We start from the raw sequence: 24,971 nt of genomic DNA, 5'->3' as shown, positions 1-24,971 counted from the left end.
AACAGTACGTTATGAGTGTTTAAATCAGCAGTTATTTCGAGATATTGAAGACGTTCAGAACTATACAACAGCATGGCAATACTTCTATAATCATGAACGACCACATATGTCAGTTGATGGTAGACCACCTAATTTTAAACAATAATAAAGGCTTAGGATATTCTACTTATAGATTCGATTAATAATGGGGGTATTACCGCATAATTTACAAATTTTACCATTTGGTAAAATTAATATTTATGGCAGAGGGAGCAGAATGCTCTTTTCAATCCAGTATTGAATTTTTTTTGCATTTGAAGAAAAATCGACTTTTTTAATGATCCCAATCAATATTCAAAATAAGATCTGGGTTAGAGTCTGTTGAAAATTTCTGTTCAAAAAATAGCGAAGTAGTAAAATTAAATCGCCAAAACCAATTTTACTATTCGCTATGCCGAGGATGTTTATCTTTGGTAGAAGTTATTTATTCCACATCATAGTTTCTTGTATTTCCGTGGTTGTACGAATTTATTCATTTTGATTGTTAGGGTCTGTTGAGAATTACCTAGAGTTAATTACACTTGCACAGAGAGAAATCATTGCAGAGAAACTACTATCCGTTTTATCACTACGCATCGCAATCCTCTCCTGCTAATTCAGCGCACATCAAACGGTATACATTTATTGCGGGCACTAAATCCCATTTAACTCAGATTCAGCAGATATGCTAGCAACCTAAATATGAATATTTAATATATACAATCCAATTTTTCTTATTTTTAAGCATAAATAACACTCCTTTAAACTGCATGCATCTTTTGAATCTAATGCCCTATTGCTATGCGCAAAAAAAATACCAAACCTTTATTGATTGTCATCCTAATAGCTGTGGCATTAGTGATTTTTATTGTTTATCAAAATAAACTTAGCAATACAGGCTCACAGCAAAAAAATACAGAAAAACCAGTCGTTATCGCATACCAAACAGGTGTAGATCCTGGAAAAGTTGCACAAGCAAATGGTGATTATGAAAAAAATAGCCACTCAAATATTCAATGGAAAAAGTTCGACTCAGGAACTGATGTTGTAAATGCACTTGCCTCTGGCGATGTCGTAATCGGTAATATTGGTTCAAGTCCATTCGCAGCAGCTACTAGTCGCAATCTTCCCATAGAAACCTTTTTAGTCACGTCTCAATTAGGGGAGTCTGAGGCTTTGCTGGTGCGAGATAAAATACGATCTCCACAGGATTTAATTGGTAAAACCATTGCGGTTCCTTTTGTATCTACAACACATTACAGTTTACTGTCTGCACTGAAGCACTGGGGTATCGCCGAGCAGCAAGTTAAAATTATTAACTTACGCCCACCAGAAATTGCTGCTGCTTGGCAACGTGGAGATATTGATGGTGCATATGTATGGGAGCCTGTACTTGGTAAACTTAAAAATGCGGGACACGTGTTAACAGACTCTAAACAAGTGGGTGAATGGGGTGCTCCAACCTATGATTTATGGGTTGTACGAAAAGATTTTGCTGAAAAACATCCTGAATTTTTAAAGTCATTTGTTCAAACAACATTAAAACAAGTAGATGTATACAACCAAGACCCTAAAGCTTACGTAACCAATGTAGATAATTTAAGTAAAATTTCTGAACTTACTGGCTCGGACGCACAAAATATTGCTGTGTCATTAGCAGGTAATACTTATTTAAACGCAAAAGAACAACAGACGGTTCTTGCAAGTCAATTTGCAAAAAATATTTTTGACACGGCTACTTTCTTAAAGGCACAAGGCAAAGTTGATCAAGTTAAAGTGAGTTATGCCGACGATGTAACAACAGCCTTTCTTCAACCTTAAGGAAAGTATAATGATTCTTGAAGCTAAAAGTTTACAGCTAACGTTTGATAAACAAAATACACCCGTGTTAGATGATATTAATATTCAAATTGAATCAGGTTCCTTAACCGTCATTTTAGGGGAGTCGGGCTGTGGTAAAACCACCTTATTAAATATTCTAGCGGGATTTCAATCTGTTGACTCAGGTCAAGTATTGCTTGATGAAGAACTATTAAAAGGTCCAGATGCAAGACGCGCGGTAGTTTTTCAAGAGCATGCACTTTTACCTTGGTTAAATGTAGAACAAAATGTAGCTTTTGCATTGGAACTAAAAGCTGTTCCTAGCAGCCAAATTGAGCATGAAGTATCTGAAATTTTAAAAATAATGGGTTTAAGCCATGTTGCTGAAGCAAATATTTGGCAACTTTCTGGCGGCATGAAGCAACGCGTTGGAATTGCTCGCGCTTTATTGAGCAACGCACCATTTATTTTGCTTGATGAACCCTTTGCTGCGTTAGATGCATTTACTCGTGAAAGCATGCAACAACTTATTCTTGATTTATGGATTAATCAAGGCAAAGCATTCTTTTTAATTACCCACGACATTGAAGAGGCTCTACTATTAAGTCAACAGTTGATCTTGATGCAAGCACGACCAGGAAGAGTTGTTGACAACAAAAAAATGGGATTTGCTGAGCGCTATCGTACAGGGGAATCAATTCGAGCAATTAAATCCGATCCTGAGTTTATTGCACAACGTGAACAATTATTTGAACGCTTACGTGAAAGTAAACAAGGGTATGCAGCATGAAGTACACAAATGAACAAAGTATTCTTCAAACATCAAGTTTGGAAAAGCATCAAGTACGTAAAAGTATACATGGTGCTATTAAACAGAAAATTTTTACAAATACACCTATTGCTCTCAGTGTATTTAGCATAGTATCTCTCCTTTTAATTTGGTTTTTTGTAACGAATTTACAATTAATTTCTCCAGTTTTTTTACCGACGCCGCAAGCGGTATGGCACAAATTTATTGAAGTCAGCCAGCAAGGATTTATGAAGGCAACCTTATGGCAACATTTGGCTGCTAGTATGGGGCGTGTGCTAATTGCGTTATTGGCTGCCATTGTAATTGGCGTCCCTATCGGGCTTTGGATGGGAATCAATCGTACGGTTCGGGCTTTAATTGACCCATTGGTAGAGCTGCTGCGTCCTATTCCGCCTCTAGCTTACTTGCCATTGTTTGTAATTTGGTTTGGCATCGGTGAAGCTACCAAAATTTTACTTATTTTTTGTTCAATCCTAGCACCAATTATTATTAGTAGTGCACATGGTGTGATGAGTCACCAATTGAATCGCGAACGCGCTGCATTGTCTTTAGGAGCAACGCAGTTTCAAGTATTCAGTAAAGTCATTATTCCAACCGCATTACCACATATTTTAATTGGGATACGGATTGGTTTAGGCGTGGGTTGGTCAACTTTGGTCGCTGCAGAGCTAGTCGCAGCAGATCGTGGGATTGGATTTATGGTGCAATCAGCAGCGCAGTTTCTGATTACAGATACCGTCGTTTTAGGCATTATTATTATTGCAATTGTAGCAGTGGCATTTGAATTATTTTTACGTTGGTTACAGCAGCAACTTTCTCCTTGGTATGCTCAACAGCAATAAGAGTTTTACACATGTATCTAAATATTAAACCGATTAAACCGAGTATCGGGGCTGTTATTGATGGATTAGATTTAAACCATCTTGATTCACTGCAACTGAATCATATACACCAAGCCTTATTGCAACATCATGTCATTTTTTTTCGAAACCAGCAGTTATCCGCCACAGCTCAAATGAGCTTAGCAAAAAGTTTTGGTGATTTGCATATTCATCCTATTTATCCAAGTGTGGAAGATGTGCCTGAAATTATAGTACTTGATAGTTGGAAACAAGACTTACGTGATAATGAACTATGGCATACCGATGTCACCTTTAGTCAAACACCACCTTTAGGCTGTGTGTTACAAGCCATAAAAACGCCTAGCCAAGGTGGAGATACCTTATGGGCAAGTGGTCAAGCTGCTTTTGCTGCGTTAACACCAGATTTGCAGAAAAAATTGCGTGGATTAACCACTACACATGATATTCGCCATTCTTTTCCAATTGAACGTTTTGCTCATTCTGCAGAAGAGCGTGAAAAATTAGAGCAAACATTTAAGCGACATCCACCTGTGGTGCATCCCTTGGTACGTACTCACCCCGTAACGGGTTTACCTACACTTTTTGTAAGTGAAGGCTTTACCACTAAAATTAATGAATTAGATGCAATCGAAAGTTCTAAATTATTGGCGTTTTTATTTTTACATAGCACACGTGAAGAGTTTCATTTACGTTGGAAGTGGCAAGAAGGTGATGTGGCGATTTGGGATAATCGCTGTACGCAACATAAAGCGCTGTTTGATTATGGCGATGAGCATCGAATTATGCATCGGGCGACTATTCAAGGTGATGTACCTTTTTATCTGACCGGTTAGTGATCCTAGTCAAAATAGTGGACACAGATTCCCTCTAAAGATAACGTAATGTTAACCTTGGAGATATCATAGAAGGCTATTTTGCGCAGCAGTGCTGCTCAAGTCCTGAATTTAAACAGCAAGCAATCGATTATGCACTTGCTAATTCACATGAACCATTACATCAATTGCTGTAAAACTTGGTGTCGGATATTTGACATTAGATAAATGGATTCGTAGGGCTAATCCTGATGGTTCAAGCAAACGCCATATTAAAAAAAGTGCATGTGTACTTCCTTACCGATCAAGGCAAGAGAAGTACGCGGTAATCAAAGACTTTTCAATAAAACAGATTAAAGTCTCTTTGCTGTGCAAACAATTTGGTGTCAGTACTTCAGGCTTTTATCCGTGTAGAAAACGTCAGGTGCGTTTAACTACGCACTTGCACGCCAAATAGTGTCTAGGATCATTTCTGCAATAATTGTTCTCTGTGCAAGTGTGATTAACTCTAGTGAATTCTCAACAAACCCTAATTCTAATAGGATATAAAAATCACTTTTAATACCAATAGATTTGGATTTTCACTAGAAAACTTACAGTAGAAGTAGTAATTTTTATATAAAATTCAAATATTTATATTTAAATTTTAATAAGCGCTATTACTAAAAAATAAACTGTTTATCTTTATCTCAGATTTATAAATAAAAATATTGTCTGATCTTTGTACATATGTAGACAGTTAAAAAAAATATCTCTACTTACACTTATTCAGAGCCTAATACCACAGATGATGAAAATGCCTCATTCTAAAATCAAATGAGCAAAACATGATTCTGTATATATTTTAGTTAAACATTCTACGTAATTTTATACCAACAGAATGCATGGATATGTATCGAGATATGAAAGACATCATTTTACAAAAGAATTCATCTGACCTTGTCTGGAAGAATGCAAAAAAGTACTGGTTATTTTCGATTGAATATTTCAACTCGGTTGCGATCTTTTGCATTGTACCTTTGTGTTTGTATGCACTTGGGTGGATTGCATCAAATGAACAATGGATGCCTGCTCAAATTTTACCTACTCCAAAAGACACGTGGAATTCTTTCGTTGAAATGGCATCTCAAGATTTATGGTCACAACTCGCGATCAGTCTTGAGCGCTTTGGTCTTGGCTTGTTGTTCGGTGTATTAGGCGGTGTATTTATAGGTATTTTAATGGGTTATAGCCGCATTGCAGAACAATATCTATCTGCAACATTTTATGCGCTGGTGATTATCCCAACACTAGCTTGGTTACCTTTGCTCATGATCTGGCTCGGCATCGAAAATAGTTTAAAAATTTTCATCATTTTTAAGGCTACGATGGTGCCGATTGCCTTACATACTCAGGCAGGGGTACGTGACATTCAACCTAAACTCAAAGAAATGGCAGCAATCTTACAATTTAATTGGCTAACCTTGCTCACAAAACTTGTACTACCAGCCACACTTCCATATTTTTTTACGGGTTTAAGACTAGCGGTTGCAGCAGGCTGGACGAGCTTAATTGCTGTTGAGTTACTGGCTTCATCGGAAGGCATTGGATATTTGATGGTGACAGGTCGTCAGCTATTTCAGCTTGATATTGTTTTTGTCACGATTTTTGTGATTGCTTCTGTAGGAGTTATTTTAGATTTTATCCTGCATCGAATTGAACGTAAATTTGTGTTCTGGCCACATGCCGCTTTAAGTGCGCATACTTTTCACAAAAAAAGCAAAACTGATGTTTTGAAGTCATGGGTTTTACCTTTGAGTTTAGTGGTACTTTGGGCAATGAGCAGTGGATTTAACTTGATTTCAAGTCAAGTTTTGCCCGCACCGTGGAAAGTATTAGAAGCGCTATGGTCCGGTATTCAAGATTTTTCACTCACTACTGCCATGTATTACAGCCTTTATCGTGCAATTTTGGGTTTGATTATTGGCGGGTTAATTGGGGCATCAGTAGGCATTGTGGTAGGGCTATTTAAACCTATTGAGAATCTGTTGGCACCTACACTCAACACATTACGTCTCATTGCTATTTTTGCCTGGATTCCGTTACTGACAGCTTGGTTTGGGCTCGAAGATTTATCAAAAATTGTTTTTATTTCAATAGCGACATTTTTTCCGATGTTTATTGCGACTTGGAAAGGCATGTCGAGCATTCCAATGCAGCTTATTGAGGTATCGAGCACTTTAAGAATGACATTGCTTCAACGCTTAACGCTTTTGATTTTACCGAGCATTGCACCTTCAATGTTTGCTGGGTTTCGATTGGCATTACTCTATTCATGGATGGCATCTTTTGGCGCTGAATACTTGATGGGCTCTGGGGTTGGTATAGGTAGCTACATGATGGCAGCACAGCAAAACTTTGAAATGGATCGTGTGATAGCAGCAACCGTTTTGGTCGCAGGTTTAGGGGCGATTCTGGCATGGCTGGGAAAAATAACTGAAAACTACGCAACATCTTGGCGAAAAAATTGAGGTCAGACTATGACAATTACCCTTAATACCAATACTGAAAAGCATCACCAGTCTTTTCAAATTAATGCTCAAACACGTGTGGCATTTCACCATGTTCATAAGTCGTTTGTCGTCAATCAACAACCTGTCAAAGTCATTCACGACTTTAATCTAGAAATTAAAGAAGGGGAGTTTATTGCGATTGTAGGTAGCAGTGGCTGCGGTAAATCTACGCTGTTACGTCTTTTGGCAGGACTAGACCAAGATTTTGATGGTCGAATTTTAATTGATGGTGCAGATGTCAGCGGGATTGGTGGCGATCGAGCAGTAGTTTTTCAAGAACATCGCTTATTTCCTTGGCTTACCGTTGAGCAAAACATTGAGCTGGGTTTATTAAATGAGGCGTTAACTTCACGTGATAAAGATATTTTAGTCCAGAAAGCGATTGAATTGATTGGCTTAAATGGCTTTGAAAAGGCTTACCCACATCAGCTATCTGGTGGAATGTCTCAACGGGTAGCCATTGCACGTAGTCTTGTTGTGCAACCACGCATTTTTCTGTTAGACGAACCGTTTGGTGCATTAGATGCATTAACACGGCATCAAATGCAAAATGAATTGCTGCGTATTCAATCTCAACAAAAAATGACCACTGTTTTTATTACGCATGATGTGGAAGAGGCCGTAACTCTGGCAGATCGTGTGGTGATTTTAAAACCTAAACCTGGTCGTGTTGAACAGATTATTCCCGTCAACTTGCCGCGTCCCCGAAATCGTTCAAGTTTTGAATTGCATCGACTAAAAGAACAGATTTTTCGGATTTTGACCGAAGAAAAAATTGGTTAATAGGAGTTATTGATGAGTGAATTTAGTCAAGGCTCGATTAGAAAAGCATTTTTATTTGAGCAATTATCCAATCAGGTCGTCTATACAACGAGAGTTAATGATCCTTTTAGTCATAACGTAAAAGTAGATGCTAGAAATGATCTGGCAGGGCCAAAAAAGAATGCTTTGGTAATCGTGATTGTCGCCGTTGCTGTCGCACATTTGGGAATCTGGTATATCGCCAAACACCTTCCTACACCTCAGCTTGATGTTAAAAAACATGACCCTGTGGTTATAGAGATTGTCAAACCGCCTGAACCACCTAAGGTGATTGAACCTAAAATCCCTCCAGTGGTGCAAAGGCCAAAGATACCGCCTGTTAGCCCAAAGCCTGAGCCTGTACAAAAGCAAATAGAGACACCGAAACCCGTACAGAAACACCTTGAGCAGCCTAAATCTGTTGAACAGCATAAGGCAGTAGAGCAACCGCGACCTGTAGCAGAACCCTTAAGTAAAAACGTGGTGGCGGCTCCTGTTCAACAACCCGTTTCAAAACCCGCTGAAGCACCTGCGAAAGCTGCTGATGACAACTTGCCTGTTACAGAAGCAAAAGGCTATGCGGGTTATTTGAGTAATCCAGCGCCTGAATATCCTGAACAAGCTCTCGATCGAGGCTGGGAAGGATCAGTCATCTTGAGGGTAAAAGTCTTGCCAAATGGCAGTCCTGATAGCGTGACAGTCAAACAGAGCAGTGGCAAAAAAATACTCGATAGTGCGGCAGTGAGAACCGTAAAACAATGGAAATTCTCACCCGCCTTAAAAGGGAAAATACCAGTCGAAGGTTGGGTCGATGTTCCTATTCACTATCAGCTCCCGAAATAATTTTTAACTTAATATTGATCTATAAGGAATTTTAACATGAGTGATATAAACTCCCTGATCCACGATGGGACTATCTGGCTATTGGTTGCTTTTTCAGTTGTGACGTGGGGTTTGATTGTCATTAAACTGGTTCAAACTCAAAAAGCTGACCGACACAGTAAAGCGTTTGCCAAAGAATTCTGGAGTGCCAAAAACCTGCAAGATGCGATTCAAAAATCGGAAGCAGGACAAGGACCAGTGGCACGCATTGCAAATACTGGTTTTAAAACACTTACCGATGCAGACAATGATACTCATCAAGATTTACAACATAGTTGGAGTCGTCAAGATTTACTCGAGCGCCATTTACGCAAACAAATTTTGTCTGAACGCCGCCAGCTAGAAAAAGGCTCTGCCTTGCTCGCATCAATTGGTAATAATGCACCTTTCATTGGATTATTTGGCACAGTCTTTGGAATTATCCATGCTTTACAGGCCATTGCACATTCGGGTAATGCCAGTATGGATGTCGTTGCAGGGCCGATTGGTGAAGCGCTCGTTGCAACAGGCATCGGGATCGCAGTGGCTGTTCCAGCGGTACTGGCATATAACTATTTCGTGCGTAAAGTAAAAACTATCGGTGCCGAACTCGATGACTTTGCGACCGATTTTGTCAGTCTAAACCAAAAATCAGGTTTCCAGCTTAAGACAGTCAAGGCAAAAATAACAAACACAAGCACTCCAGCCAGCGAGTTAAGCCATACCAACAATAAAGAAAAGGTATATGCATAATGGCAATTTCAACATCGGAACAAGATGATGTCGTCAGCGAGATTAACATTACTCCTTTAGTGGACGTGATGTTGGTTCTGTTGATTGTGTTTATCGTCACGGCACCCTTACTGACCAATACTGTTAAGGTAAACTTACCCAAGGCTGCACCAACGCAGGTGACAGATCAGACTAAGGCTGTAGTCATTAGTGTTAATCCAAAAGGGGAAATTTATTTGGATAAAGATAAAGTCACGCTTGAACACTTTGAACAGGCTATTCAAACGCGTAAGGTAGCCAATCCTAAACTGGCTCTGAACCTGAATGCAGATGAGACGGTTCCTTATGGTACGGTTGCTAAGTTATTGGCTAGCATAGAACGGGTAGGTGTTGATAGACTCTCAGTCATTACATCCCCTCATTCTTAATATAAGGGTGATAGCAAAAATTAAAAATCAAGATCCAAATTTGAGATCTTGATTTTTATATAATTGTTTAATCTTAATTTATATTAAATTTGAATTTCGTGATTAAGTTGTATGGTCTATTTTAGAACTTCAATTTGATCATGAGACATAAAATGACAGCACTTGTTTATAATAGAATACAAAAGAATAATTATGATCATTTTTTAGATTTATTAGATCAAACACATTTTAATCGTTATCAAGGTTTTAATATTACCTCTGACTATAAAAAAATTGCAGAAAAAATGTTTTCAGATTGTGAATTTATAGCTGCGTGTTCGCTTGAAGAAAAACAGAAGTTATTTAATGAAATTAAGATAAAACATCTTTACCAAGGACAAGTACTCTATTCAAGGCATCAGCATTGTCGTGAAGTGATCATTATTTTAAGTGGTGTACTCAAGTTAGGTTGGAATTCATACGATGGGAAATATCTTATTCATCGTTTTATTCCTACAGGTGCATTATTGAATGTTGTTTATCTTATCTCTGAATCTGCTTTAGAGCATGAATATATTGCACATGAACCAACTGTTATAGCAAGCATTCCTGAGCACATTTTTAAGTACACCCTACAGCATAATCCACGCATGTTATATCAAGTTTTAAAATTGGTATGCCAGCGGACACGGCTTTTAGACAATGATATCTATCACACGTCTACACAACCCTTAAAGGTACAAATTGCGCGACAGCTCATTTATCTAGTCGAATTTTTTTCTACTCAAACTCAACAAGGCATCGAAGTTTTATTAAAGCTCTCCCAAGAAAATTTAGCTGAACTTTTTAAAATTTCGAGACAAAGTATTAGAAAGGAAATTCAATGGTTTGTGGAGGAGGGTATTCTAGAAACTAAATATAATCATATCTCCGTCAAAGACATTAATAAATTAAAAGCCGTAATGAGCTAAAGATATTATGACAAATTATGAATAATTTTGCAGAAATGCAGAAATGCTCTGTCATTTTTGTTGCAGAATTTTAAAAGTATAGTTTTTAAACTGTGATCATCGATGAAGAGAACGATGATATGACAGATTTATTAGTAAAAAAATCAATAAATGAGTTAAAGCTTTCAATAAGCTGTTTGAAATTTTTCAAAATCGTATTACCAAACCAGAAAACACGATTCGCTGGGCGTGGAAGAACGGAGATGTCGCCATTTGGGACAACCTTACCACTCAGCGTTTAGCGGTCAATGATTATGGTAACGCCTTGCGTGTCATGCGACGCGTTACGTTGTCATGCTAGGTTCCTGTTGATATCGATAGTAAAGCGAGTAACAAAATTAAGCTATCTATTTCTTAAGCGTCTAAGCAATACAACTCTGATTTATCAATAAAAATGTGAGAAATACAATGAAACAATCAATTTTTAAAAAATTGATCTTGCTGAGCTTATTGGCTTGTGGACATGCCAGTTACGCTGAAAGCCTTACAACAATCCGAATTGGTTCCCCCGATTTGACTGCGGGTCAAAAACACGCGGGTGGTGGAGTCGTTGATGTGCTTTACAACAAGAAATTGCTTGAGCAAGAACTTGCAAAAAAAAATGTCAAAGTTGAATGGTATTTCTTTAAAGGTGCTGGGCCAGCCATTAATGAAGCATTGGCCAATAATCAACTGGATTTCGCTTTTTTAGGGGATTTACCTCCGATCATTGGGAAAGCCAATGGATTAGATACCCAACTGCTTGTTCCAACAGCGCGCGGCATCACCAATTATTTAGCGGTAAGATCTGATCTTTCCATCAAAAATTTTGCTGAATTAAAAGGAAAACGCGTTGGTTTGTTAAGAGGGACCGCAGATGAATTGTCATTTGTGAGTGCATTGAATAGCCAAGGTTTAAAGCTCAGCGATGTACGAGTGGTCAATTTAGACTTTAACGCCGTCAATGCCGCTTTGGCCGCAAAAAAAATTGATGCGTCATGGGGACCTTCTCGATTTTTTGCCTTACGTGACAAACACATCGTTAACTTGCCCATAAGTAGTCGTCAATTAAATGGTGCAGGATCTACTCAAGGTGTGTTTTTAGGTCGTCAATCGTTTATTCGACAACATCCTAATGAAACACAACAAGTTGTGACTCAGGTTGTAAAAGGGCTGAATTGGCTCTCAAATGAGCAAAATCGAGTACCACAAGTCGCACTCTTTTTTACCCAATCGGGTTATCCGGCATCTATATATGCTCAGGAACTCAATGGTGTAAATCTGAAATTTTTATATTCGCCGTTATTTGATGGCTATTACACCCAACAATTGCAGCAAAAAATCACTCTGGCTAGGCAACAAGGGTTGATACGCAAGAATATTGATGCCAAAAGTTGGATTAATCCGTCATTCGTAAATCATGCACTTGAACAATCAAATTTAAAGACTTACTGGCAACCAACTCAGCAGTACAAATATTTGAAATGAGTGAAATAAGCACCGTCTTTTCATACTTAATTAAGGGGTAAATAATGTCTATACATTCGAAAAGTATCGCGCGTGATCCGTTCACGTCAGCAACTAAACAAAAAATTTTAAATTTAAGTCTACTTTCGCTGAGCATCTTGTCAGTTTGGGGACAAGCTCATGCAGAAACAGTCTCAAATACCACACGTTCTTCAGAGGATGTGGCTCAGTTAGAGACCGTTGTAGTAACAGCAACACGTCGTGAAGAATCACTTCAAAAAGTACCAGTTGCCGTTTCAGTCATTAGTGGAAAGGAACTCGATAAGCAACAGCGAAACTCACTTGAAACATTGGTCACACAAGTACCTAGTGTTAACTTTCGGGCTGGAGCTTCCAATAAGGATACTTCTTTATTTGTTCGTGGTATTGGAACTGTTACTACTTCACCAGGTGTTGAGCCTTCAGTTTCAACTGTGATAGATGGCGTTGTTTATAGTCGACCGGGGCAAGCAACACTTGATTTGTTAGATGTGGATCGTATTGAAGTCCTACGTGGCCCACAAGGAACACTTTTTGGTAAAAACGCATCGGCAGGTGTAGTCAATATTGTGACCAAAAATCCAACCAGTGAAACCTCTGGTTATATTGATGCCTATGCCACTAACGATGGTGAACAACGAATTAAACTAGGAGCATCTGGTACATTAATTCCTGAAAAATTAACTGCCAATGTCTCAGCGCTATTAGGTAATTTTGATGGCAATGTAGATAACCTTACAACCCATCAAGAGGTAAATGGCTATAAAAATTATGGTTTTAGAACCAAATTTGAATATACGCCTACCGATAGTTTAGTGCTGGGCTTTACTGCCGATTATCTGCATAAAAAAGGCAGTGCCCCGACAGGCATTGTGGTTAAAAATACCGATGCCAACTATGCAGCAGCATTATCGCCTGTTGTGGCATCTCCAACCAATCGAAGTACGGTTGAAAATACTCAAGCCTCGACTGATGATACCAATCAGGGGGTAGCACTCACCGCAGATTGGACATTAACCAATCATCAATTATCATCCATTACGGCCTTCCGCCAATGGAAAAACACACAGATAGCTGACAGTGATCAGCTTGCTGCTCCGACCCCAAATTTTGCCGGAATTGCCGACTTAGGCCATGTTAACAGTAAGCAATTTTCTCAAGAGATTAGAATAAAACCGCTCGATCATGGTTTTTTTGATTATGTCGCGGGTCTGTATTTTTCAAAGAACAAAAACGATGAGACTTATCAACGTGAGTCAACTTGGTACAACAATAGCTCTGATGCCTATGCCGTAGATTTTGGTAAGGCAATCTATAACACAGACAGTACCAACTATGCTGCATTTGGTGAAGGTACCTTTCATTTTACCAATCGGTTGAGATGGATTGCAGGCTTACGTGTTACTCGAGATGAGTTGTCTTATGATCACAGCCGAGTTTCAACTGTTCCAAGCAGTGTAGGTGTCCGAAATGCCATTCGCTCTTCATTTAGCAGTGATGGATCGACCAGTGAAACCGGAGTTTCAGGCCGCATTGGACCTCAATATGACTTTACACCGAATATATTGGGCTATTTTACCTATTCGAGAGGTTATAAAGGTCCTGCATATAACGTTTATTTTAATATGCAGCAAAATGATACACCTGTCATTGATCCTGAAACGGCTAACTCTTACGAACTTGGGCTCAAATCTCAATGGCTGAATAACCGTCTGCGTGTCAATGTGGCGATATTTAACACGGATTATGATAACTATCAGGCAAATTTTAGAACTCTCGACCCAAATGGTTTCCCAATAACCCGCTTAGTTAATGCAGGCAGTGTCTCTACCTATGGTGCTGAAATTGATTCGGTATATAAGATTAGTCCAAATTGGGCACTCAACTTTTCAGGTGCCTATACACATGCAAGAATTGATGACTTCAAATGTCCAGCTGCCGATACGTCATGCCCAAATGTAAATGGTAATCCGCTGCCATTTTCTCCAGATTGGAAATTTAATACTCAGCTAGACCGCTATTTTACTTTGGCAAATAACAAGCAAATTGAACTTTCAACCCAATATGCGTGGCAAAGTAAAGTACAGTTCAGTCTCGACCAAAACCAAAACACCATTCAGGGTGCATATGGACTTTTGAATGCGAGCATTGCTTTAGCTGACACTGCTTCTGACTGGCGATTGGCATTGAATGTACGAAATATAACAGATAAATCATATGCGACTTTACTGAGCACAAATGGTAGCCGTATTACTCGTCAAGTCCCTAGAGATGATGAACGCTATTTTGGTATTTCATTCCGCAAAAATTTCTAAAAAAATATGTCTAGTGCACCTCATTTTTTCGAGGTGTACACCCATCCATTGGACTGATTAAAATGAGTAATCCTTCGTTTACAAGAAAGCTTCACCTTAATTTATTTTTAGACGGTTATGGCCATCATTTGGCCAGTTGGAGACATCCAGCGAGCCAACTAAACCTAAGCCCCTATGAGCGCTACTTAAGTGCAGCAAAAATAGCTGAAGAAGGTAAATTTGATGCCATCTTTTTTGCTGATAGTTTGGCTGTTGATCCAGCAACTGCGACATCAGGCAAAATTCGTGGTAGCGAGATTGAACCCCTTACATTACTTTCAGCAATCGCGACACAAACCCGTCATATTGGACTCATTGGAACAGCCACAACCACCTATAATGAGCCATATCATCTCGCAAGAAAATTTGCTTCTTTAGACCAGATTTCTGCTGGACGTGCAGGCTGGAACCTCGTCACTACCGATTTTGCACTTGAAGCGAAAAATTTCAATACAAAGGAACATGTCAAACATCAAGAGCGCTATTCACGTGCTGAAGAATTTCACGATGTGGTAAAAGGACTTTGGAATAGTTGGGATGATGATGCAGCTATTCATGATAAAGCCACAGGTATTTTCTTTAATCCAGATAAGGTACACACGCTTAACCATTACGGTGATATTTTTCAGGTAAAAGGTCCACTCAATATTAGCCCAAGCCCACAGTCTCACCCTGTGGTGGTTCAGGCAGGTAGCTCAGAACGAGGTAAAAATCTGGCGGCTCGAACGGCAGATGTTATTTTTACTGCGCAATCTAACTTGGCTGCTGCACAGCAATTTTATAGCGATGTAAAGCAACGTCTTGAAGACTTTGATCGCCAAGAACATGAGTTGGTGGTCATGCCAGGTGTATATGTGCTTGTTGCTCATACGAATGAAGAGGCTAAGAAACAGCAACAGCTTCTAGATGAGCTCGTTGATGATGATATTGGCCTTGGGCTTTTAGGAAGAATGCTGGGCAATTTTGACTTAAGTGATGTTGATGTGAATCAGCCTTTAGCTTCCTTAGATTTATCTGAGACGCAAACGGGGCAGCAAAGTCGTCAGCAATTGATTCAGGCACTCGGGCAAGAGCAAGGTCTAACCATTAAACAGCTCTATCAACGTATTGCATCAGGACGGGGGCATTTTTGTTTGGTTGGAACGCCAGAATATATCGCCGATCAACTTGAGGAGTGGTTCGTTAGTGGTGCAGCAGATGGATTTAACATTATGCCTGCTGTCATATCAAACGGAATTAGAGACTTTGTCGATCTGGTTATTCCCATCCTTCAACAGCGCAATTTATTCCGCAAACAATACGAAGGTCAAACATTAAGACAAAACCTCGGCCTCTTGGCTGCTGCCGAATAAAAGGACAAAGTATGTATCTCGCAAATTCAGAAAGATATCAATCATTCCAATATCGTAAAATTAAAAATAGTGGTTTGGTATTACCGCCACTGTCACTCGGTTGCTGGCATAACTTTGGAGATGATACCCCAATTCAGCAACAAAAATCGGTACTTTACACGGCATTTGATCATGGAATTAATCATTTCGATCTGGCCAATAATTATGGTACACCCTATGGAAGTGCAGAGAAAAATATTGGTCACTTTTTAAAAACTGACTTCAAACCATATCGAGATGAACTGATTATTTCGACAAAGGCAGGTTGGGACATGTGGCCGGGCCCTTATGGACAAGGTGGTAGCAGCCGAAAATACCTGATTAGCAGTCTTGATCAGAGCTTACAGCGACTTGGGCTTGATTATGTCGATATTTTTTATTCACATCGTTATGACTCAGAAACACCGCTTGAAGAAACAGCCAAGACACTTGCCGATATTGTGCAGCAAGGTAAAGCTCTCTATGTGGGGATTTCTTCTGGATATACACCAGAGTTAACTTTAGAGTTAATAGAATTGCTTAAGGCCTATCATGTTCCACTTACTTTGCATCAACCCATTTACAATTTTTTTGAACGTCAGATTGAGCAGGGTTTAACTGAGACTGCTCAACAAGAGGGTTTTGGTGTAATTACGTTCTCACCACTGGCTCAAGGTTTATTGGCTGGACGATATCTGAATGGTGTACCTGAAGACTCTCGTATTGGGCGTGGGAGTCGTTATTTACAGTCAGAGCACCTAGTTTCATTGAAGCTACAGCAAATACAGCAATTAAAGGAAATAGCAAAGCATCGAAACCAAACATTGGCTCAATTGTCATTGTCATGGGTTTTACGTGATGAACGGATTACATCGACAATCATTGGTGCGAGCCAACCAGAGCAGATCATCGAAAACTTAAAAGCATTGCAAAATACAGTGTTTAGTGCAGATGAGCTGACTCAGATTGATGCTATTCTAAATACGCCATAACTCTCTATACAAAATTTGCAGCATGGCTTTCAAGGAGCCAATGCTGCAATGATTATGCATTTTATGTGTTAAAAGCTAAGTTTCACGGTTGCACCAATGGTACGAGGCTGACCTAAACTCGCGAGAACAATACCATTAGAAGAATTCCATGTATTGGTTACATAGGTTTCATTGGTGAGGTTTTTTACCCATAGCGCAACATCCAGTTCATTTTCACCAATACGATGTCGTGCACCCAGACTTGCATTCGTTAATCCATAGGCTTTAATGACACTGTATGGGTTATTATCTAAAGAGCCATATGACCAATCTCGCCAAGCATAACTTCCTGAAACATAGGGTTGCCAGTTATTATGCTCAGCTAAGTCATAACGGAAATTGAAATTTGCAATCCACTTCGGTACGCCATATACACGTTCTCCAGACAGATCTTGTGTATTTACGCCAGTTGGAATGCCGATATTGGATGGAGCTGGGGCATTTTTGTATTCTGTATAGGTGGTATCGTTAAGAGAACCATTAAAATTAAGTGTAAGGCGACGAATAGGTTGATAGGTTACATCGAGTTCAATTCCTCGGCTGCGAACTTTACCTGCATTTGCTAAGACACTCACGACAGAGTTGCCGACTTGCTCATAGCTTGTGGTTTGATAGTCAGAAACATCTATCCAGAATATATTGCTATTTAACTGTAAGGTATTATTAAGAAAATTCTGTTTTAGTCCAATTTCATAGTTATCCGCTTTTTCAGGATCAACTTTTAACGAGTTAGCACCCGCTGCTGGTGCAGAACCAATGCTTAGGTTAAAGCCCCCTGATTTTTCGCCGTGTGAATACGTTGCATAGGCCAGTGTGCTTGGATTTAACCGATAGCTGCCAGTCAGTAAGCCAGAGTAACTTAAACCATGTTGCTTCAGTTCACCCGAGTCGTATGCGCCAAGCTGGGCATTTAATAAATTACGCTCTGCTGCACTTAAACCCGAAACTGGGGTACCCCCAATAGGGGTGGTTCTGTAGATACTGGCAGATTTATCTTCATAAGTGACTCGTGCACCTGTGGTGATGTCTAGCTTCGGTGTTGTATGCCATGTACTTTGACCAAACAATGCTGAGCTTTTTGTCTGAGTTGTTCCATATGAATATGAGTCTCGATTATTCAAAATATTTGATTGACCATTGGCAATTAAGGCTCTCACGCTCGGTACGTTATAAAGATAGAATGCATCTGCCGTATCTCCATATAAAGAGAAGGTCGTATTGTCTAAATGCTGCTGAAAATAATATAGCCCTGTCACCCAATCAATACGTTGATTTCCGGCAGATGCTAAACGCAGCTCTTGTGAATATTGTTTATCACGAACAGCTACACCTCCATTAGTCAATGCATTTGAACTAATAAAATCACTGTTGGTCGGCGTGAAGTTCCAAAAGCGGTATGCACTGATCGACGTAATTTTTTTACCGCTATCTAGCGACCAATTGGCCTCTGCCGACCCACCACCTTGTTCAACAGACATGTGCTGTGGGGCATCTGAATGAATCTGTTTATCTTTCCAGTTGGTATAAAGATTTTTGGCACCTGACTGTGTGGCATTTTCTAAGTAACGATTGTAGTTATTTCCATATACAGTACTGTTAAACGTTGGCCCAGCGTAGTACAACACCATGGCACCTTGATCATCATTTTGTTTGTTGTAGTCAGCAATTAAACGTAAATTAAAAATTTCTTGCGGCTTCCAGAGAATTTGACCGCGGACACCTTTGCGATCTGTATTGTTATAATCTTTACCATTATAGGTATTATGAATAAAACCATCCTGAGTCGTTTTATAAAAAGAGAGTCGGCCTGCCACATTTTCAGATAGAGCATCTGAAAACGTTCCTTTCGCCTGTAAATAATTGCGTGAACCAAAAGAAATTTCAGCCGAATGGTCTGGGTCGAAAGTAGGTTGTTTTGAGCTAATGTTTAATAAGCCCGCAGTGGTATTTTTACCAAATAATGTCCCTTGTGGTCCGCGTAATAATTCGAGTTGAGCAATGTCTAATAAATCAAATACAGCCATACCGGGACGACCCAAGTAAACGTTGTCCAGATAGACGCCAACACTCGCTTCCAAACCATCACTGGCTGGGTTATTACCCAAACCCCGAACAGCCACACTCGATTGACGTGGGTTTAAGAAAGCAACATTAAGGCTGGGTAGGGCTTGTTGTAGATCTTCAAGTTTACTGAGTTTCTGAGTTTCTAGTGTTTTGGCACTTAAAATACTAATGGGTGTTGGAACATTTTGTGCTTTTTCTTCACGTCTTCGTGTTGTCACAATGACATCTGCAAGCTGAATAACATCATCTGCTTTACTGTTTGACTGTGAATTTGACGTATTTGCTTCCTTTACTGCTGTACCTGAAGTCACGGAAGTATCCTCAGCATAGACAATAGATGAATATCCTGCACACCCTATAAGTGAAATAAACAGACTTTGCGTGATTTTATTTAAAACTAATCTTTTTCTCTTGAAAAGAAAGATGCGCTTTTGAACTGACATTAATGACTCCATTTGTGTTTTCTTTGTGATGATTTTAATTTTTATGTAATTGAACACTGTCATTGTCAGTACAAACTTAAGTTTATATTTTGATGATCTTATCTTTATATTTAATAGTAAGTTTTTAAATATAGGCCTTTTAAAATATTGTTCAGGCGGCAAATTTAAAAGCCAGCATGAGTGCTGGCTGAGTTCAATCTAAATACTAATCTGTTGGTTGTTTTTATGCTTCAAACGGCTCTAGCTGATCATTTTGTAATAATCTTCGTTGTTGCACATTTTCAATTACACCATTTTCTTTGACATACGTTGCCCATTCTTTGAGTAATTCATCGAGCTTTTCTGGATATTGTTTTGCCAAATCCTGAGTTTCGCCTTTGTCATCTTTAAGGTTATATAGCTGCCAGCGATTTGGGCCATTTGGCGCAGGGATGAACAGCGCTTTCCATTCTCCTTTGCGCAGAGCCTTTTGACCAAATAACTCCCAGCCTGTGACATGATCTTCACTGTGAATATGGTCTTGTTGTACTTGTAAATACGGCAAGATAGAGCGACCACGCAGTGGTACCAATTGACGACCTTTATATACCTGACCAGGATGCTGAATATTCAAATAATCCAGTAGGGTGGGTAGTAAATCCATGACCGTCAGGAACTCATGACTGATCTGATTTTGACGTTTAAATCCTGTGTAGTGAATGAACGAAACTGTTCTAATTCCACCTTCGCTAGTATGCGCTTTATATAAGCGAGCAGGGGCTGTGGCTGTTTGTGCCCAATGTTCTCCATACCAAACATATGAGTTTGCTCGACCAATATTATCAATACTGTTGTCGTAATACTTCTCAATAATTTCATTAAGTTGGCCACCAAAGACAGGTAGAGCTTCAAGTTGAGCACCTTCTGCACCATTGTCTGATAGAAAAATAACAATGGTATTGTCCAATTTTCCTCGATCTTTGAGGTATTCCACTACACGTCCAACATTTTGATCCATACGATCTACCATGGCCGCATACACTTCCATAATTCTTGAAGACTTATCACGTTGTTCTTGGGTAAGATTTTCCCAGAATGGAGTTCTCGCGAGCACAGGGTGAATCGTTGTTTCCGCATCGACCAATTGCAGTTGCTTGAGTTTTTCAAGGCGCTGTTCACGCAATTTAACGGGGCCATCCGCATAACGTCCTTTATATCGATCGATATCTTCCTGAGGTGCCTGTAAGGGCCAGTGCGGTGCAGAGAAAGGTAAATATGCAAAAAAAGGACGTCCTTGGCGTGCTTCATCATCTTGTAAAAAGTCTAGAAGGCGAGTGGTAAAATAATCTGATGAATAAAACCCTTGGGGTAGTTCTTCCGAAAACTCATCATCCTCTGCATAGAGTCCTTTTGTTGACTTAAGTAAGCGTGGAATTTGCTCTTCTGGAATATCAGCTTCAAATAGATAATGATTGGCTGCACCAGGTAATAGTGCAAAAGAGCGTTCAAATCCTTTTTGACTTGGAAAATACTCTGGTTTTAGACCCAAATGCCATTTTCCAGACATAACGGTGTAGTATCCCGCATCTTTTAATAACTCTGGTAATGCGGCAACTTTGTTATTTAACACACCTTCGTAGCCTTCTTTGCCTTCGAGTTCTGGGGTCAGAGCCTCCGCCATGGTTCCTAAACCAGCTAAATGATGGTCTGTGCCTGAAAGTAACATCGCACGAGTAGGGGAGCAGGTTGATGCTGTGTGAAAATTAGTCAGTCTTAAGCCGTTTAATGCCAATTCATTCAAATGAGGGGTATGGATTTCTCCGCCAAAAGCCCCTAAATCTGAAAAGCCTAAATCATCCGCCACAATCAATAAAATATTAGGTTGGTTTTTGATATTTACATCTGTCATGTTTTATCCAACAAAGCGACTAAAATGCTTAGTGTAAATATGACAAATTTTTATTCTGTTTTTATTCCGACAGTTATCTCCTAATAAAATCATATCATTATGACAAAAGCAGATATATCAAAGGAATTTAGTGGCACTGTGTAACTGATGAGTCTGGGCAATATCGCTTAGCTTATCAAAGTCCAAAATAAAGATTTGATTGTATTTAACCTCAATGATATTTTGGTTTGAAAGCGCTGCGAGTTCTTTATTAATGCTTTGTCTTGAAGTCTGCAAAAGTTCTGCCAGATTTTCCTGACTCAATTTAAGATTCAGTAAAATTTTATCTTTGTCCTGATAAGAATGATAATCCACTAGAAAAACTAGTTTTTTAGCAAGACGAGTTTGCAATGTTTCAGTTGAATAAATGAAATTTTGTTCACGATTTAGCTGTGTTCTTACACAGATTAATTTCAACACCATAAACAAAGCATCTGCGTTATTTCTGATGACATCCATAAATAATTGGCCAGGAAGGTTGGCAATGACTGTTCTACCTTGTGCAATATGGTCGTGAAGTAGGGGTTGACCCGTTACAATCGGAACAATATTGATCAAGGTACCTGAGGGCACAAAAATATCGGTATGATATTTGCCTTGAGATGTGCTCCAACCCAGTTTAAGTGCGCCTTCAAGTAAAATATTGATATCAGTACACGGATCATTTTGGTTGTATATGGTTTGATTATGGTAATACTTTCTTATTTTTAAATGCTGAATAAGCGTAGATTTATCTGCATCAGATAAAGATTGAATAAACTGATAATTTTCTAGTATACGAATACTTTTATGAATAAATTTATTATTAATAAATTTATAATCTAAGTGTAATCCATCATCAATATAATGTTGATATTTTGAAATGGGGTTTTTAAATTCAATAATCGATGATGTTTTCATAGAAAATCATAAATATAAAATAAGAGTTTAAACAGTCTAGCAGAGTTGGAATTTATTCAAATTTCAAAAAAAATATAATTTCATATTTAATTTTTATAAGTGTGTGTTATTCATTATTTAAATATCAAAATAATTTTTTACGTGATGGATTGTCTCTGAAATAACAGAATATACCGCCGTTTCTGATAACAATTAGTCATATTTTTATATCAGGCAATAATTATGACCACTTTTATTCAGAATCCAACACAGCAACTTCAACTTAAAAAGTTGACTGGACGTATCGGGGCTGAAATCAACGGAATTCACTTGAGCTCTGAGCTTGATTCATCCACAGTTCAGTTTATATACGATGCGCTACTAGAGCATAAAGTACTCTTCTTTCGTGGCCAGCAACATTTGGGGGACACAGAACAAGAGAAATTTGCAGAATTGTTTGGTTCTCCCGTTAAACATCCAACAGTACCTGCAGTTTATGGTACAGATTTTATTTTTGAACTGAACTCACAAAAAGGCGTACGCGCCAATTCTTGGCATACTGATGTCACTTTTGTTGATGCCTATCCTAAAATTAGTATTTTAAGAGGTCTTATCATTCCTGAAACAGGTGGTGATACCACTTGGGCAAATACTGAAACGGCTTATGAAGATCTTCCTGAACTTTTAAAGCAATTTACTGATCAGTTGGTAGCTGTACATTCAAATGATTATGATTATGATTATGGTGGACCAAAACAAAATGTCGAACCAGAACAACTCGAAAGACTGAAGAAAATTTTTGTATCTACCAAGTACGAGACAGAGCATCCAGTGGTTGTCGTCCATCCAGAAACTGGCAAGAAAAGTCTATTACTCGGACATTTTTTCAAACGGCTTGTAGGATTTAGTCAAAGTGATTCACAGCTTTTATTTAATATTTTACAAGAAAAAGTAACGCGACCAGAAAATACAGTACGTTGGCAATGGCAGGAAGGAGATGTAGTGATTTGGGATAATCGCTCTACCCAGCACTACGCGGTTAACGATTATGGCGATCAGCATCGTGTTGTACGCCGAATTACACTCGCAGGTGAAGTAACCACTGGCGTACATGGCCTAAAAGGTAAAACCATAATACCTAAAGATTTATCAGCAGAGCAACTCGAAAAAGCTAAACTTCACGCTGTGTTAAATGCTAACTAAATAACCATTTTAAACATATAAAACGTCACTGTCTTTAAGTAGTGACGTTGTATATGTTTTTGAGAAAAACGATATGGCTACACTATCAAAACGTAACCGATTGATCTGGATTATTCCTACACTTATTCTAGTCGCTTTACTATTGTTTATTTTCAAACCCTCTTCACCAGCACCATTAAACACAACAAATCAGAATGAAAAGATTGTAAAAATTAGAATTGCTGTACCTGATTTAAGCAGTAGTGAAAGACACAGTAGCGGTGCACCATTAGTTGATTATATATATTTAAATCAGCTACTTGAAAAAGAATTTTCGAGTAAGAATATTCAGATTGAATGGCAGTTTTTCAAAGGTGCAGGGCCTGTAATTAATGAAGCTTTGGCCAATAAGCAATTAGATTTTGCTTTTTTGGGTGACTTAGCCGCTATTATTGGTAAATCGAATCAAATCGATACCACTTTGCTTATGGCAACTGGAAGGCATATAGATGCCTATTTAGGTGTTTTACCAAATAAAGGATATACTAGTCTCGAAAAATTAAGAGGCAAACGCATTGCGATTTTTCAAGGAACCGCCATGCAATTGTCATTTGATCAATATATTGAGCGATATGGCTTTACTGAAAAAGATTTCCGCATTATTAATTTGGATCCTGCTGCGGCCAATGCAGCACTTGCAGCGAAGCAAATTGATGCAAGCTGGGGATTGATGTCAATTCTGGCACTTAAACAACAGAAAATTGTAGAGGTTCCACAGAGTACTGGACAGCGACAGGATGGAGCAGGAACAATTCAGTCAGGTTTGGTAGGGCGTAGTGAATTTATTCAACAACATCCAGAACTCACCCAAGCATTGGTCAATACGGTTTTACAATCAGCATATTGGGTTTCACAGCCCGAGAATCGGAACGATGCGATACAACTCGTTACTAAAAATGCAGGATTACCGATAGAACTCTATGCATTTAGCCTACAAAACAAAGCCTTAAAAACAGTGTACTCACCACTTTTGGATGAATATTATCTTGAACATCTACAACAAGGTGTACAAACTGCATTGAATGCCAAGCTAATAAAACGCAATGTTGATGTAAAGCAATGGCAAAATTCGGAGTTTGTCGACAAAGGACTTGAATATTTGAATTATATTAATTATTGGGAAGAAGAGTCGAAATAAGAAAATTAGAATATGGATCAATGCCATTATAAAGCTATAACGAATGATTTTGTATTTTCTATAGTGAGTTAGGGGAGGGGACATTTTTAGGTGGTGATTTAGCCATAAATAAATATGCATAAATTTTCGCCTAATGACTTCCATATAATTTTAGAGAGTGTTGACACTTTTAGTATAAAAAATAGCGAAGTAGTAAAATCAAATCGCCAAACCCAATTTTACTATTCGCTATGCCTCGTACCATGCTGACAGATCAACACTGGCAAAAGTTGAAACCTATTCTCCGTAATTTATCGATTCACCACAACTCAAATTTACGTAATTTTATTGAAGCCATTCTTTATAGAATT

General features: G+C 38.8%; 20 protein-coding genes and 4 pseudogenes. 20 read left to right on the top strand and 4 right to left on the bottom strand.

Going from position 1 to position 24,971, the window contains the following annotated elements:
- On the top strand, window positions 1-145 hold a 145-nt coding region (locus I2F62_RS11735; protein ID WP_324625736.1), incomplete at its 5' end, for an integrase core domain-containing protein.
- Window positions 146-540: 395 nt separating this feature from the next.
- On the opposite strand, the pseudogene I2F62_RS13225 reads toward I2F62_RS11735, so the two are convergent.
- A pseudogene (locus I2F62_RS13225) lies at window positions 541-627 on the bottom strand (IS5 family transposase); the annotation flags it as partial.
- Window positions 628-819: 192 nt separating this feature from the next.
- Here I2F62_RS13225 and tauA point away from each other — a divergent pair.
- The 16 genes and pseudogenes from tauA to mgrA all read left to right on the top strand — a co-directional run bounded on the left by tauA (window position 820) and on the right by mgrA (window position 16,889).
- A complete protein-coding gene (tauA, locus tag I2F62_RS11730; RefSeq protein ID WP_324627185.1) occupies window positions 820-1,839 on the top strand; it encodes a taurine ABC transporter substrate-binding protein in 1,020 nt (339 codons plus the stop codon).
- Between the two features lie 7 nt (window positions 1,840-1,846).
- Window positions 1,847-2,629 carry a taurine ABC transporter ATP-binding protein gene (locus tag I2F62_RS11725; RefSeq protein ID WP_324627187.1) on the top strand — a complete coding sequence of 261 codons (783 nt, stop codon included), beginning with the start codon at window positions 1,847-1,849 and terminating at the stop codon, window positions 2,627-2,629.
- Window positions 2,626-3,492: a taurine ABC transporter permease TauC gene (gene tauC / locus I2F62_RS11720; RefSeq protein WP_324627184.1), complete on the top strand. Its 867-nt coding sequence runs from the start codon at window positions 2,626-2,628 to the stop codon at window positions 3,490-3,492. The genes I2F62_RS11725 and tauC overlap by 4 nt, the downstream gene beginning before the upstream one ends.
- Window positions 3,493-3,503: 11 nt before the next feature.
- Window positions 3,504-4,346, top strand: a complete 843-nt coding sequence (tauD, locus tag I2F62_RS11715; RefSeq protein WP_324627183.1) for a taurine dioxygenase — start codon at window positions 3,504-3,506, stop codon at window positions 4,344-4,346.
- 68 nt (window positions 4,347-4,414) lie between these two features.
- Window positions 4,415-4,749: pseudogene (locus tag I2F62_RS11710) on the top strand (IS3 family transposase); the annotation flags it as partial.
- A 460-nt stretch (window positions 4,750-5,209) separates the two neighbouring features.
- Complete coding sequence (locus I2F62_RS11705) at window positions 5,210-6,835, top strand: ABC transporter permease (RefSeq protein ID WP_324627182.1); 1,626 nt, start codon at window positions 5,210-5,212, stop codon at window positions 6,833-6,835.
- A gap of 9 nt (window positions 6,836-6,844) precedes the next feature.
- Window positions 6,845-7,660, top strand: coding sequence for an ABC transporter ATP-binding protein (locus tag I2F62_RS11700; protein ID WP_324627181.1), 816 nt, complete (start codon window positions 6,845-6,847; stop codon window positions 7,658-7,660).
- Window positions 7,661-7,672: 12 nt separating this feature from the next.
- On the top strand, window positions 7,673-8,521 hold the full coding sequence (locus I2F62_RS11695; protein ID WP_324627180.1) for an energy transducer TonB: 849 nt from the start codon (window positions 7,673-7,675) through the stop codon (window positions 8,519-8,521).
- 36 nt (window positions 8,522-8,557) lie between these two features.
- On the top strand, window positions 8,558-9,292 hold the full coding sequence (locus I2F62_RS11690; protein ID WP_324627179.1) for a MotA/TolQ/ExbB proton channel family protein: 735 nt from the start codon (window positions 8,558-8,560) through the stop codon (window positions 9,290-9,292).
- Complete coding sequence (locus tag I2F62_RS11685) at window positions 9,292-9,699, top strand: biopolymer transporter ExbD (RefSeq protein WP_324627178.1); 408 nt, start codon at window positions 9,292-9,294, stop codon at window positions 9,697-9,699. Before I2F62_RS11690 ends, I2F62_RS11685 begins: the two co-directional genes overlap by 1 nt.
- Window positions 9,700-9,851: 152 nt before the next feature.
- Complete coding sequence (locus tag I2F62_RS11680; protein WP_324627177.1) at window positions 9,852-10,649, top strand: Crp/Fnr family transcriptional regulator; 798 nt, start codon at window positions 9,852-9,854, stop codon at window positions 10,647-10,649.
- Between the two features lie 157 nt (window positions 10,650-10,806).
- Window positions 10,807-10,989, top strand: a pseudogene (locus I2F62_RS11675) (TauD/TfdA dioxygenase family protein); the annotation flags it as partial.
- 107 nt (window positions 10,990-11,096) lie between these two features.
- Window positions 11,097-12,155, top strand: a complete 1,059-nt coding sequence (locus tag I2F62_RS11670; RefSeq protein WP_324627176.1) for an ABC transporter substrate-binding protein — start codon at window positions 11,097-11,099, stop codon at window positions 12,153-12,155.
- 137 nt (window positions 12,156-12,292) lie between these two features.
- Window positions 12,293-14,488, top strand: coding sequence for a TonB-dependent receptor (locus I2F62_RS11665; RefSeq protein WP_324627186.1), 2,196 nt, complete (start codon window positions 12,293-12,295; stop codon window positions 14,486-14,488).
- A gap of 62 nt (window positions 14,489-14,550) precedes the next feature.
- Entirely contained in the window at window positions 14,551-15,879 is a 1,329-nt protein-coding gene (locus I2F62_RS11660) for an LLM class flavin-dependent oxidoreductase (protein WP_324627175.1), read from the top strand.
- An 11-nt stretch (window positions 15,880-15,890) separates the two neighbouring features.
- Window positions 15,891-16,889, top strand: coding sequence for an L-glyceraldehyde 3-phosphate reductase (mgrA, locus tag I2F62_RS11655; protein WP_324627174.1), 999 nt, complete (start codon window positions 15,891-15,893; stop codon window positions 16,887-16,889).
- A gap of 68 nt (window positions 16,890-16,957) precedes the next feature.
- Here the strand turns inward: mgrA and I2F62_RS11650 are convergent, their stop codons facing one another.
- The 3 genes from I2F62_RS11650 to I2F62_RS11640 form a co-directional block, all read right to left on the bottom strand.
- A complete protein-coding gene (locus I2F62_RS11650; RefSeq protein ID WP_324627173.1) occupies window positions 16,958-19,447 on the bottom strand; it encodes a TonB-dependent receptor in 2,490 nt (829 codons plus the stop codon).
- A 211-nt stretch (window positions 19,448-19,658) separates the two neighbouring features.
- Window positions 19,659-21,323, bottom strand: a complete 1,665-nt coding sequence (locus I2F62_RS11645; RefSeq protein WP_324627172.1) for an arylsulfatase — start codon at window positions 21,321-21,323, stop codon at window positions 19,659-19,661.
- 117 nt (window positions 21,324-21,440) lie between these two features.
- Window positions 21,441-22,262: a Crp/Fnr family transcriptional regulator gene (locus I2F62_RS11640; RefSeq protein ID WP_324627171.1), complete on the bottom strand. Its 822-nt coding sequence runs from the start codon at window positions 22,260-22,262 to the stop codon at window positions 21,441-21,443.
- 222 nt (window positions 22,263-22,484) lie between these two features.
- On the opposite strand from I2F62_RS11640, the gene I2F62_RS11635 reads away from it, so the two are divergent.
- The 3 genes and pseudogenes from I2F62_RS11635 to I2F62_RS11625 all read left to right on the top strand — a co-directional run.
- Window positions 22,485-23,444 (top strand): TauD/TfdA family dioxygenase, encoded by a 960-nt coding sequence (locus tag I2F62_RS11635; RefSeq protein WP_324627170.1) that lies wholly within the window; start codon window positions 22,485-22,487, stop codon window positions 23,442-23,444.
- Between the two features lie 73 nt (window positions 23,445-23,517).
- Window positions 23,518-24,621 (top strand): ABC transporter substrate-binding protein, encoded by a 1,104-nt coding sequence (locus I2F62_RS11630; RefSeq protein WP_324627169.1) that lies wholly within the window; start codon window positions 23,518-23,520, stop codon window positions 24,619-24,621.
- Between the two features lie 230 nt (window positions 24,622-24,851).
- A pseudogene (locus I2F62_RS11625) lies at window positions 24,852-24,971 on the top strand (IS5/IS1182 family transposase); the annotation flags it as partial.

The sequence above is a fragment of the Acinetobacter sp. MD2(2019) genome, assembly GCF_035615615.1.
Lineage (GTDB): Bacteria > Pseudomonadota > Gammaproteobacteria > Pseudomonadales > Moraxellaceae > Acinetobacter.
The sequence above is the reverse complement of the archived record's forward strand: the minus strand, read 5'-3'. Positions and strand labels throughout refer to the sequence as shown.

What these genes read in the sequence shown, in the direction of transcription:
- tauA (WP_324627185.1), top strand. Translation starts at nt 820, where the DNA reads ATGCGCAAAAAAAATACCAAACCTTTATTGATTGTCATCCTAATAGCT.
- tauC (WP_324627184.1), top strand. Translation starts at nt 2,626, where the DNA reads ATGAAGTACACAAATGAACAAAGTATTCTTCAAACATCAAGTTTGGAA.
- tauD (WP_324627183.1), top strand. Translation starts at nt 3,504, where the DNA reads ATGTATCTAAATATTAAACCGATTAAACCGAGTATCGGGGCTGTTATT.
- I2F62_RS11705 (WP_324627182.1), top strand. Translation starts at nt 5,210, where the DNA reads ATGGATATGTATCGAGATATGAAAGACATCATTTTACAAAAGAATTCA.
- I2F62_RS11700 (WP_324627181.1), top strand. Translation starts at nt 6,845, where the DNA reads ATGACAATTACCCTTAATACCAATACTGAAAAGCATCACCAGTCTTTT.
- I2F62_RS11695 (WP_324627180.1), top strand. Translation starts at nt 7,673, where the DNA reads ATGAGTGAATTTAGTCAAGGCTCGATTAGAAAAGCATTTTTATTTGAG.
- I2F62_RS11690 (WP_324627179.1), top strand. Translation starts at nt 8,558, where the DNA reads ATGAGTGATATAAACTCCCTGATCCACGATGGGACTATCTGGCTATTG.
- I2F62_RS11685 (WP_324627178.1), top strand. Translation starts at nt 9,292, where the DNA reads ATGGCAATTTCAACATCGGAACAAGATGATGTCGTCAGCGAGATTAAC.
- I2F62_RS11680 (WP_324627177.1), top strand. Translation starts at nt 9,852, where the DNA reads ATGACAGCACTTGTTTATAATAGAATACAAAAGAATAATTATGATCAT.
- I2F62_RS11670 (WP_324627176.1), top strand. Translation starts at nt 11,097, where the DNA reads ATGAAACAATCAATTTTTAAAAAATTGATCTTGCTGAGCTTATTGGCT.
- I2F62_RS11660 (WP_324627175.1), top strand. Translation starts at nt 14,551, where the DNA reads ATGAGTAATCCTTCGTTTACAAGAAAGCTTCACCTTAATTTATTTTTA.
- mgrA (WP_324627174.1), top strand. Translation starts at nt 15,891, where the DNA reads ATGTATCTCGCAAATTCAGAAAGATATCAATCATTCCAATATCGTAAA.
- I2F62_RS11650 (WP_324627173.1), bottom strand. Translation starts at nt 19,447, where the DNA reads ATGGAGTCATTAATGTCAGTTCAAAAGCGCATCTTTCTTTTCAAGAGA.
- I2F62_RS11645 (WP_324627172.1), bottom strand. Translation starts at nt 21,323, where the DNA reads ATGACAGATGTAAATATCAAAAACCAACCTAATATTTTATTGATTGTG.
- I2F62_RS11640 (WP_324627171.1), bottom strand. Translation starts at nt 22,262, where the DNA reads ATGAAAACATCATCGATTATTGAATTTAAAAACCCCATTTCAAAATAT.
- I2F62_RS11635 (WP_324627170.1), top strand. Translation starts at nt 22,485, where the DNA reads ATGACCACTTTTATTCAGAATCCAACACAGCAACTTCAACTTAAAAAG.
- I2F62_RS11630 (WP_324627169.1), top strand. Translation starts at nt 23,518, where the DNA reads ATGGCTACACTATCAAAACGTAACCGATTGATCTGGATTATTCCTACA.